This window comes from Mycoplasma sp. 5912, from assembly GCF_054353835.1.
Genome location: NZ_JBTHHI010000003.1, coordinates 40,363 through 51,837 on the forward strand (window position 1 = coordinate 40,363; position 11,475 = coordinate 51,837).

At 26.5% G+C, this 11,475-nt stretch carries 13 protein-coding genes; 12 read left to right on the plus strand and 1 reads right to left on the minus strand.

The window, feature by feature from the left end:
• The first annotated feature begins 6 nt into the window (after nt 1-6).
• The 12 genes from ACXYRP_RS01350 (at nt 7) to ACXYRP_RS01405 (ending at nt 10,880) form a co-directional block, all read left to right on the plus strand.
• A complete protein-coding gene (locus ACXYRP_RS01350) occupies nt 7-720 on the plus strand; it encodes a hypothetical protein (RefSeq protein WP_458615063.1) in 714 nt (237 codons plus the stop codon).
• The gene (locus ACXYRP_RS01355) at nt 720-1,433 is read left to right on the plus strand and encodes a hypothetical protein (protein WP_458597569.1); all 714 of its coding nucleotides are present in this window, start codon (nt 720-722) and stop codon (nt 1,431-1,433) included. The genes ACXYRP_RS01350 and ACXYRP_RS01355 overlap by 1 nt, the downstream gene beginning before the upstream one ends.
• Nucleotides 1,434-1,514: 81 nt before the next feature.
• Complete coding sequence (locus tag ACXYRP_RS01360; RefSeq protein WP_458615064.1) at nt 1,515-2,468, plus strand: hypothetical protein; 954 nt, start codon at nt 1,515-1,517, stop codon at nt 2,466-2,468.
• A complete protein-coding gene (locus tag ACXYRP_RS01365) occupies nt 2,440-2,919 on the plus strand; it encodes a hypothetical protein (protein ID WP_458615065.1) in 480 nt (159 codons plus the stop codon). The genes ACXYRP_RS01360 and ACXYRP_RS01365 overlap by 29 nt, the downstream gene beginning before the upstream one ends.
• Nucleotides 2,920-3,209: 290 nt before the next feature.
• Complete coding sequence (locus ACXYRP_RS01370; RefSeq protein ID WP_458607327.1) at nt 3,210-3,626, plus strand: hypothetical protein; 417 nt, start codon at nt 3,210-3,212, stop codon at nt 3,624-3,626.
• 10 nt (nt 3,627-3,636) lie between these two features.
• Nucleotides 3,637-4,437: a hypothetical protein gene (locus ACXYRP_RS01375; protein WP_435128993.1), complete on the plus strand. Its 801-nt coding sequence runs from the start codon at nt 3,637-3,639 to the stop codon at nt 4,435-4,437.
• 43 nt (nt 4,438-4,480) lie between these two features.
• On the plus strand, nt 4,481-5,479 hold the full coding sequence (locus tag ACXYRP_RS01380) for a heat-inducible transcriptional repressor HrcA (RefSeq protein ID WP_458607329.1): 999 nt from the start codon (nt 4,481-4,483) through the stop codon (nt 5,477-5,479).
• Between the two features lies 1 nt (nt 5,480).
• Nucleotides 5,481-6,329, plus strand: a complete 849-nt coding sequence (locus ACXYRP_RS01385) for a nucleotide exchange factor GrpE (protein WP_458615066.1) — start codon at nt 5,481-5,483, stop codon at nt 6,327-6,329.
• Nucleotides 6,330-6,405: 76 nt separating this feature from the next.
• Nucleotides 6,406-8,199 (plus strand): molecular chaperone DnaK, encoded by a 1,794-nt coding sequence (dnaK, locus tag ACXYRP_RS01390; RefSeq protein ID WP_435128983.1) that lies wholly within the window; start codon nt 6,406-6,408, stop codon nt 8,197-8,199.
• Between the two features lie 139 nt (nt 8,200-8,338).
• Nucleotides 8,339-9,127 carry an NAD(+) synthase gene (gene nadE / locus ACXYRP_RS01395; protein WP_458615067.1) on the plus strand — a complete coding sequence of 263 codons (789 nt, stop codon included), beginning with the start codon at nt 8,339-8,341 and terminating at the stop codon, nt 9,125-9,127.
• 8 nt (nt 9,128-9,135) lie between these two features.
• A complete protein-coding gene (locus ACXYRP_RS01400) occupies nt 9,136-9,861 on the plus strand; it encodes a YebC/PmpR family DNA-binding transcriptional regulator (RefSeq protein ID WP_435128978.1) in 726 nt (241 codons plus the stop codon).
• Nucleotides 9,861-10,880 (plus strand): ZIP family metal transporter, encoded by a 1,020-nt coding sequence (locus tag ACXYRP_RS01405; protein ID WP_458597575.1) that lies wholly within the window; start codon nt 9,861-9,863, stop codon nt 10,878-10,880. The genes ACXYRP_RS01400 and ACXYRP_RS01405 overlap by 1 nt, the downstream gene beginning before the upstream one ends.
• Nucleotides 10,881-10,911: 31 nt before the next feature.
• Here the strand turns inward: ACXYRP_RS01405 and hpt are convergent, their stop codons facing one another.
• A complete protein-coding gene (gene hpt / locus ACXYRP_RS01410) occupies nt 10,912-11,454 on the minus strand; it encodes a hypoxanthine phosphoribosyltransferase (RefSeq protein ID WP_458614069.1) in 543 nt (180 codons plus the stop codon).
• Between the last annotated feature and the right edge of the window lie 21 nt (nt 11,455-11,475).

The window sequence follows — 11,475 nt, forward strand, 5'->3', positions numbered from 1 at the left end:
GTACATATGTTCTTATTATTTCTTTCTCTCTTAATACTTCCTGCAATATTACCACTTAGTATGGTATTAATTCTTATTATTTATAAATATTGTTTTCAAATTTTCTTTTATATCCTTAATGATACATACAAAAGACATCAAATGTTACACACAAATAAATACCATATTCATTTTGTGCATGGTTGATATTTAATGAATAAGAAAATAAATAAGTTAGTGATACTTCATATTATTTTGTTTTTATTTACATTTTTACTTCACTCAGGAGCAATCATTGCAACTTTTATGTTAGTTCCTTATTTGCAAGAAGATTTCATAAATTTATTTTACTCACTTATTCCACCAGCACTTTTAATAACTATTGCATCTGTTTCAATTTTTTATATTATATTCATTAGAAATATGTATATATCTATAAAATCAAAGTCATATTTCAATACAATAATAAAATCAACAAAGATAACTTATGACAATATGTTAAATGATGAATTTAAAAATAATGGATTATTACCCCTTAATTACATTGTTATATATGATATTATAGCAATGTGAAATATAATTAATATTAAAAAGCTTAAAAAGATTTTTAAAGAAGATACATATTACATTCTAGCTTTTTATATTTATAATATGGATAAATCAGAAAAAAGTGAGTACATAGATAACTATCAAGGGTTTTTCTATAACTATGTAAATTATTTTAATAAGGATGATGTCTAATGTTTGTATGAGCAATTATTAATATTTTTCTTGCTTTAGCTACCATCTATATTTCATTATATTCTTATTTTGTTCTTAGATTCTTTACTATAAACTTTAAATTTATAATCAAGAAAACTAACATTTTAATAAAGATTAAGCATACAAAAACACATTACACATTCAAATATGGTGCATTAGCTTTTTTGAAATGACAAAGAATCACACATCTTTTCTTTGTTTTTTTAAGTTTTTTCTTAATTATTTTGATTACTATAAATGCGCTTCTTGTAATTAAATTTAACAGTAGTAAGCTATCAGTAAGTGCAGAAGCACTTTTATATATTAATATAACCTATATACCTCACTTTTTACTTTGTTTTATTTGTAGCATTCTATTTATTAAACTTAGAATCAATCGCACAAATATTATTTATAAACTTATTGATAAATTTGAATTCACCTTTGATGATTATTTTCTTCCTAAAAAAACACCAAAGTTAAACAAAAGAAACGAAACTTTTTTTGATTTTTATCATTTAAAAGGTAGAATGGTTGTTTTAAACATATATCCATTAAGAATATTTATAAAATCAAAATTAGATGTTATAAATATTCATTATTTTATGATTTGAGGTTATCATTTTGATGAAGTCAATAAAGGAAACTATATTTGAGAAGGGTTATATGCACAATTTTGAAATTATAAGAAGACATCTATTATTTGACAATAATTCTTTCAGAAACTTTTAAATATATACATAGATTGATAGGTTGTCTTAAATATTTTCATAAAATTTATATAAGGAGTTAAAATGAAGAAAATATTATTAAATTTAGGTGATCCGATTGCTAGTTTAAGCAGTATTACAAATATGCCAGTATACGAATATAAAATAAATCATAATCCTGAAAATATGAATCAATCAAATACAGGAATTAATACATTTATTGATTATGAATATTTAATGAAAACAATTGATGAAAAGTTGTTTACAAACAAATTAAATGGTGACAATTTCTTTCGTTTCTTAAATTCTGAAAAAAAGAATAAAAGTTTAAAAAATTTAATTTCTTTTCAAGATTTTAAGAAAATGTTTGACTATTATATTGTAAATCTGAAAAAGAGTGGAAAAATTGCTCCATACCAAGAAAAAGAAATCATAGATTATAATATTCATCAAATATATTCAAAATTTATAGAAGAATTCGAAATTTCTGTTAATTCTATTGTTAATGATATTACAAAGAAAATAAAAAAAGTTAAAGTAAAATCTAACATAAAAAGAGTTCTAATAAATAATGATTTGAGATATACTATAAATATAGACCAAAATGAAGTTAATTCAAAAAAACTAAACATTAAATTTCATGAATTAGAAGCCGAAGCAGAAAATATTAAGGAAGTTTATTCTATAATAGAAAATAACATTAATTCAATACAATCTAAAATAAAAAATGCAACAATAGCATCAATAGCAACGACAGCTGCTTCTGTGTTATCATCAGTATTATCTTTTTTCTTTCCGTTTATTTTTGCTTTTGTTAGTGTAGGCACTTCTGTGGTATCTCTAGGAATAACATTTTATATAGACTCACTTAAAAATCAAAAAGAAGCTTTATTATCAAAAAAAGAATTTATAAATAAATTGCTTAACATAAAATCTAACACAACCTCACTTGATGACTGATACACAGCTTTTAATTATATATGGGGTGTCACTAACGGTATAACTGGTAATGTATTTAGAATTGCAATGAATTTATAAAAAATTAAAATCTGTTGGTAGTTTTGCATCAAAACTTGTTAAAGCAATACCATCCATTACTTTTACAGGAATTGATCTTGCTTCATTAGGTGTTAGTATAGATGAATTAAACAAACTTAATAAAGAAACAGTAGAAATTCAAAAGTTTTTGTTAAATCTTACAAGTAAATTAAATGAAATCAACAAATACTTAGATGATATTAGAAAAATTGAATGAGTTGTAATGAAAGAAACTGTTCAAACAGATTCTTATGAAAATGGTGGAACAGGGGGTAGAAATCTATTATTTAAGAATTTAAAAACAGGTGAATTTAAAACTATTGATCAGATGCTTAGTGTTTTAGAATGACAACTGTATGAATGAGGACTTCAAAAAGTATATAATCCTGCTAAAAACATATGGTATATAAGAAAATTACCAAATAAGACTAAACTAGATAATCTAGGATAAATATGTGATTTTTAGCAATTTTACTTATTTCTGTTTTTATGTATTTCCTTATAAATCCAATTATTTTTTCTGTTGTATATTACTTTAGATTAAATATTTTTTATTATATTTTAATAGATACATATAAAAGAGACATTGAATCCAATAAAAATTATCATATTCACTTTATAAACGGGTGAAATATTATAAAAATTCAAACAAAGCAATACAACTTTATTTCTTTTATTGTATTATTTGTAATAATCTTCTTATTCATATCTGAAATTTCTTTTTTATTATCAATGAATTATATGACTTTTTTATCAGGTTATGATAATCAAATAGTTTATTATATTCTTCCTGCTGTTATAATGAGTTTTATAGCATATACACCATATTTTCTAACTGTATATAAACATATTAAATTTTCAATGAAAGCAATAAAACATTTTGATTCAAAATTGAAGAATATAACAATAAACTATGAAAAATGATTACCAAATGAGTTTAAAAACAACGGATTATTACCGATAAATTATATGCATATTTATTCATTTTTAATGATATATAACAAAATAGATATCAAAACAATAAGAAAGGTTTTTAAGGAAAATACATATTATATTCTTGCTTTTTTTATCTACAATATGCATCTGTCAAAACAAACAGAACATCAAAGTTATTATATAGGTATGTATTATAACTATATTAATTATTTCAATAAATAAGGTATAAAATATGATTTTTGTATTTTTTGCAATTAACTCTGTTGTAGATATACTGTTAGTAATTTTTAATATTTATATCATTTTTTATTTTATCTTTTTAAAAAGATTATCTACTTTTTCGATTTATAAAATGCATAAATTAATTAAAATTAATCAAACCATAACTAATGTCATCTTTAAAAAAGGTGCTAATTCTTTTATTAAGTTAATGAAAAAGTTTTATTTTATTTTATTGTTGAATATAATCTTTTGTCTACTTGCTATTATTTTAAATTTTATTTTTTATAATATTATTTATGATAAAAACAGAATAATTTCTAATGCAGTTAATTTTAGTGAAAATTATTCAAATTATAAATTCTCTATTAATTATCTTACATATGCTTACATTCCAGGGGCAGTTGATATTATAATTCCTTTATTATTACTTATTTTTTACACTTTATTATTTAAAAAACAAACAAACCAAATAAAAAATTTGATAAATAGCTTTACTTTTTCCTATTGTAATTATTTTATACCAAAGCCTTTTTTTGAGAATTTAATACAAGTAAAGAAATTTTATTTCGATTATCATAGTATAAATAAAAAAGTTAATTTAGATATACATAATCATAAAGAACAAATACATAATGAAAAAGAAAGATTATATATTTTTTATTTTATCATCTGAGGATATCATTTTGATCAAATAAATAAAGGAAATATTATTTATGATGACTTATATTCTAATTTCATAACAACCTATCAAAAGGTATTTAATGAAGATATAATTTACCAAACATCAGAAAATAAAAATTTAGCAATTTAATTATTTATTTGCTAAATTTTTATTTTTGTGCTAGAATATTATTATGATTAAAGAGGAAATAAACAAAGGTCATGAGTTAATTCTAAAGTACACTGTGCTTTTATATATTGAATCAGGTGAGGCAGTAAGTAGTGCAAAACTTATTAAAAGATTTAATGAAATAACTTTTTCACCTGCTAAAATTCGGTATTTAATGAATGATCTAGAAAACAAGGAATTTTTGATAAAACCGCATTTATCTAGTGGTCGCATCCCAACATCAAAAGGACTGAGCTATTATGCAAACTTTTTATCAGAAACATATGAAGAAAAGTTGTTAAGAAAACTTGAAAAGATTTTAGACAAAAAAAGAAATGATATAGACACAACTATTGAGCAAGCAGCAAAAATTATTTCAGAAATTACTAATTTAACATTAGTTACAACTGATTTATCACAAAAGCATCTGCTCAAAAGCATCGAAATGGTTCCATTAGATCAACATCGAGCCACGATTGTAATGGTAATTTCAAATGGAGAAGTTTTTTCAAAAATAATTACTTTTGATAAAGATGTAAGCATTAATGACTTACGAATTGCTATAAAGATATTTAAAGATCGCCTTATTGATATCCCATTAGATAAGTTAGCAGACCATGTTTTATCACTTGCTGAACCGCTTGCATCACAAATTAAGAATTATCAAAAGGTAATCGATTCATTTATTACTCAGGTTTTTACAGAAAAAATTAATCACATTACTCAAAATAAAGTTTTTGGTAAATCGAATATTATCTTAAGAGATGATATAAATAGAGAGACATTAAATAAGATGTTAGAATTAATCGAAAACTATTCTGTTTGAGATCGCATTGAAGAAAGTGTTGAAAATGATCAAAAACTTAAAATATCAATTAACGATGAACGAACATATATGTCTAAGCGAATCGAAAACAATAGCAATGTCACTGAGGTTTCAGTAATTGGTGCTCAAGCATCTGATTACGATGCAATGCGAACAGCATTAAATGTTTTAGAAATTTTACTAAAGAAAAGAGGTTAATATGTTTAATAAAAAATATAAACATGGAGATAAAATAACAGGTGATTTTCGTCTTTATTTAGATGGTCACCATCAAAAAGAATATGATAAAAATACTACAATTACCTTAGGAAATAATGAATATTTACCAGATTTAGATAAATATATCATTGGTCGTAAATATAAGAAAGTTTTAGAGGTTGAATTTACTTATTCTAAAAAGTTCGATGATCCAAAATTTGCCGGAAAAACAGTTAGGTTAGTAATATCACATGTAAATTCAAACCATATTGTTTCAGATGATAGCATAGTTGAAGAAGGTGGGGTCAAAGAAGAACTTGCAAAACTAAGAGCAGAAGTTTTCCATTTAAGACAACAAATTGCTCAAAAAGATTTAGATATACTTAAATTACAAACAGAGTTTAAAGAAAAAGCATCGCAGTTATCAAAAAAGGCAGATCAGATGTTACAACAAGAAATTCAAAACCAAAAGCAAAAACTTGAAAACGAACGAAATGATATTAAAAATTATGCTTTGCAATCTTTCTTTGAAGATTTTGTTATTCCATATAACAACCTTGTAATGGCAGTTAACTTTGGAAGTAATTCAACATCTGAGGAAACTCGTAATTACACAATTGGATTTAATATTGTTTTAAAACAATTTGAAGATGTTTTTTCAAGTAATGGTGTTGAAATAATTAATCCACAACTTGAAACTGAATTTGATCCAAGTTCACAAGCAGTAGTTGATTTTATCGACTCCGATATTGATAATATAGTAAAAAAAGTTACAGCATATGGTTTAAAATTAAACTCGCGTTTAATTAAACCTGCATCAGTTATACTGACAAAAAAAATTAGCAATTAAATTCTTTGTTTGCTAAATTATGTTATAATTAATCTATATAACAAACAAAAACAAAAAAACTATTAAGGAGAAAATCATGGCAAAAGAAATTATTTTAGGAATAGATTTAGGAACTACAAATTCAGTAGTTACAATTATGGATGGAAAAAAATCAGTAGTTTTAGAAAACCCTAACGGTAAAAGAACTACTCCATCTGTAGTATCGTTTAAAAACGGAGAGCAAATTGTAGGGGATAATGCTAAACGTCAAGTTGAAACTAACCCAAATACAGTTATCTCTATTAAAAGACTTATGGGAACTGATAAAACAGTTCATGTAAATGGAAGAGACTATAAACCAGAAGAAATTTCAGCAATGATTCTTTCATATATGAAAGAATATGCTGAAGCAAAATTAGGAACAAAAGTTAAAAAAGCAGTTATTACTGTTCCTGCATACTTTGACAATGCACAACGTGAAGCAACTAAAATTGCTGGTAAAATAGCAGGATTAGATGTATTAAGAATTATTAATGAACCTACAGCGGCTGCATTAGCATTCGGTCTTGATAAAGATCATAAAGGAATGAAAGTATTAGTATATGATCTTGGTGGAGGAACATTTGATGTTTCAGTTCTCGAAGTAGAAGATGGAACATTTGATGTATTATCTACCTCAGGTGATAACCACCTAGGTGGAGATGATTGAGATCATGAAATTGTAAACTGATTAACTAAGAAAATTAAAGATGTTTATAAATTTGAAGTTGGAACTGATAAAACTCGTTTAAATCGTCTTAAGGAAGCTGCTGAAAAAGCAAAAATTGATCTTTCTGAGCAAGGACAAGTTACTATTGCAATTCCTTTCTTTGGAATGACAGAAAATGGACCTGTTAATGTTGAATTAAACCTAAAGCGTAGCGAATTCGAAGAAATGACATCACATTTATTAGATCGCACTAGAAAACCAATTGAAGATGCTTTAAAAGAAGCTGGAATTACTGCTAAGGATTTGCATGAAGTATTATTAGTTGGTGGATCAACTCGTATGCCTGCAGTGCAAGATATGGTAAAACGTACCTTAAATAAAGAACCTAACCGTTCAATTAACCCTGATGAAGTCGTTTCAATTGGTGCCGCTATTCAAGGGGCTGTATTGGCAGGTGATATTGATGATATCTTATTATTAGATGTTACACCATTAACCTTAGGAATTGAAACTATGGGAGGTATTGCAACTCCATTAATCAACAGAAATACCACAATTCCTGTAACTAAATCACAAGTATTCTCAACAGCAGCTGATAATCAAACCGAAGTAACAATCCGTGTTGTGCAAGGTGAAAGACAAATGGCATCAGATAATAAGACTTTAGGTCAATTCAATCTTGGTGGAATCGAACCTGCACCTCGTGGAGTACCACAAATTGAAGTAAGTTTTACAATTGATGTTAATGGTATTACAACTGTTACAGCTAAAGATTTAAAAACAAATAAAGATGCAAAAATTACAATCACAAATTCAACAAAACTTTCTGAAGAAGAAATTCAAAGAATGGTTAAAGAAGCAGAAGCAAACAAAGAAGCAGATGCAAAGCGCAAAGAAGAAGTTGAAACCATTGTTCGTGCTGAATCATTAATCGACCAAATTAAAAAGGCAACTGCCGAACAAGGTGATAAAATGGATGAAAAAGCAAAAGCAGAGAGTGAAAAACTTATTAACGAATTACAAGAATTAATTGATAAAAAAGATATTCCTGCATTAAAAACAAAATTAGAATCAGTAGAAAATGTAATGCGTGATTTTGCAAACTATGCAGCACAACAAAATGCTACAAAATCTGAAACAAAAAATTCCGACGAAGACACAGCAACAGTTGTAGAAGACTAAAAATAACCCTATTATGGGTTATTTTTTTACTTTTAAGTCTAGATAATAGACTTAAAAGTAATTTTATATTACTATATAGTAATTTTTATATAGAAAAACAAATTTTATAATATAATATAACTTATGTAGAAAGGTAAGTATGAGTAAAATTACCAATTATAATGGTTTTGAACATTCTTTTAATGAGCAAAAAGCTTATGAATATATAGATGTTCTAAAAACTTTTTTAAATGATATGTTACAAAAAGCAAAAGCAAAAGGATTTGTTGTCGGAATTAGCGGAGGAATTGACTCATCGTTAACATATGCTTTAGCGAAATCTGTAACAGATAATACAATTGGGGTTGTAATACCGGTGCAATCAATGCTACAAGCCGATTTAGCAGATATACAAGCACTTGAACAAAGGTTTAACACAAAGTTTAAAACTATTAAATTAGGTGCTGCATTTAAGGCAATAAGCAAGGAATTAAACCTAGCAAACCCACTTTCAATCGCTAATATTAAGCCACGTTTAAGAATGACAACTTTATATGCAATAGCACAAGAAAATAATTATTTAGTTTTAGGAACTGATAATGCTGATGAAGTATATATAGGTTACTTTACTAAATACGGTGATGGTGGAGCAGATTTATTACCTATTTGTCAACTAACAAAGGGTGAAGTTGCTTATCTAGCTCTACTTTTAGGTGTACCGGATAGTATTATAAATAAAAAGCCATCAGCTGGTTTATGAGATGGACAAACAGATGAAGGTGAACTCGGTTTTTCATATCGTCAATTAGATTTTTATATAAATCACCTTGATAAACCACAAATTATTAAACAACACTTAACAAAAGATATAATCAACAAAATAGAATATAGACATAAAAATACAGAACATAAAAGACAACCTGTTTTTAAACCAAAACCAGTAGAATAGGAGACATTATGGCAGGACATTCACACTCAGCTAATATTGCACACCGTAAGGGTGCCCAAGATGCAGCAAGAGGAAAAATTTTTCAAAAACTTTCAAAAGAAATTTTTGTTGCTGCTCAATTAGGACCAGATCCAGATAAAAATCCTACTTTAAAACTTGCTATTTCAAAAGCAAAAGCAAAAAATATGCCAAAAGACAATATCGAAAGAGCAATCGCTAAGGCAGCAGGGAACAAAGATGGTTCATCATATACAGAATTAATTTTTAATGCTACTATTAGTGGTGGTGCTACCTTTATTGTTGTAACTTTATCTGATAATATAAATCGTGTTAAATCGAATATCCAAGCATATTTTAATAAGCAAAATGCAACCTTAGGAAAAACCGGACAGATACCTTTTTCATTTGATAAAAAAGGTATTATCGAATTTAGCAAACAAAATATTTCAGAAGATGATTTAATGCTTATCGCATTAGAAAATGGTGCAGATGATGTACAAAGTAATAATGAAACATTTGTCATCTTAACCCAACCTGAAAACTTTAGTGAGCTTAAATCCGTTCTTGAAACAGAGTTTAAAATTGATAATTTTGTCCAATGTGAAGTTACATATATTCCAAATATGTATGTAAGTTATGATGCGGAAAAACAAGCAAAATTATTAGATTTTGCTGAAAAATTAAAAGATGACGATGATGTACAAGATGTATTTCATAATGTAGAAATTAAATAATGCAGTGATTAAATAATCTTTATTTAGGTATTAACAACGGGATAAATAACCCTTATTTATCGAAATTTTTATTAAGTCTAATCTTTTTAATCGTTCTTTTGATGGTTCCTATTATCTTATCATTTGTGCTACCGATATTTAAAAAACAAATTCAAAAAACTAAAGTATACTTATATGCTTTTTCAACTGGTTTTTTTATAATACTTGCTTCCTTTGGTTTCTTGCGTGAATCATTAGAAGTTGCTTCGCATCATTCTGAAATATTTGGCGAAGGTACATCAGTATATTATTTATCTAATATTGGTATGGTAGGTGGAGGAATTTTAGTCGGATTAACATTTGCTTTTGTTTTAAAATTTGTTATTTCTTCAAAATTAAACAAACAACTGATGAAGTCAAAAAAACTTAGTGTTTTTGTCCACGAACATAAACATAGCAACAGCGAACATGACCACACCCACAGTCATGAAGAATTTTTAAGCAACCGAGAAGATAAATTACAACTTGTAGAAAATACTCTACTAGCAAAAACTGAAGGAAAGTTAAAGCTTATCGCTCTGTTATTATTACTCACACATCGCATCCCAGAAGGATTATTAATTGGTTATAACCTTTCACAAGTAGCAGCCGATGCATCAAAAGCAAGCGATATTACTGTAGCATACTTTATTTCCTTAATCTTACATCTTATACCCGAAGAAACCATATTCTACCTTAGATTACGTGATGCAGGATTTTCCCCTTGAAAAGCATTATTTACATCGTTTGCTGGGTTAGGTTTATTTTTACCCTTTATCCTAATTGGTATTTATGGTGGTGATTTTGTAAGTGATCCTCTTAAAAGTCTAATTTATTCGGGTATAGGTGGTATCTTTATTTTTACATCATTAGTTGAATTCTTTCCTGAATTCTATCATGAAATATTTAATAAGAAGAAATGATTTATTACTTTATTAATGTTATTTTTAGGAGTTGTTTTTTCAGTTATTATTCTTTCAATCCATTCACACGGACATTAAAAATACGGAAATTTTCCGTTTTTTTTAATGTCTATAAATATTTTTTATCAAATATCCCTATATATGGTAGATTTCTGAGTTTTTCTTTATAATCCAAACCAAAACCAACCAAGAATTCATCCGGAACTTTTATTGCTGAAAAATCTGCTTGCAAATCATTCTTTCGATGAAATGGTTTATCTAACAAAGTCAAAATTCTTAGTGATTTTGGTTTACGTGATAATAAAAGGTTTTGAATTTTTTCTAAAGTAATTCCACTGTCAATGATATCTTCAACAATTAAAACATCTTTATCAAAAATATCTTCTGCTAAGTCCATAATTATTTTTACACTACCTTTGGATTGGCTGCCTCCTGCATAACTACTTGCTGTAATAAAATCAAGCGAATGGTCAACTTCAACATCTTTAATCAATTGTGCTAAAAACGGTATAGAACCTTTTAGTAGACCTACAATAACTAAGTTATTGCTTGCTTGGTAAGTTTGATTAATTCAATCTGCACACTTTTTAATTTCTGCTTCCAAAAATTCTTGTGTATATAATATTTCTTTAATGTGTGGGTGTTTGTTCATTTTGTTCTCCTTGTGTTGTAT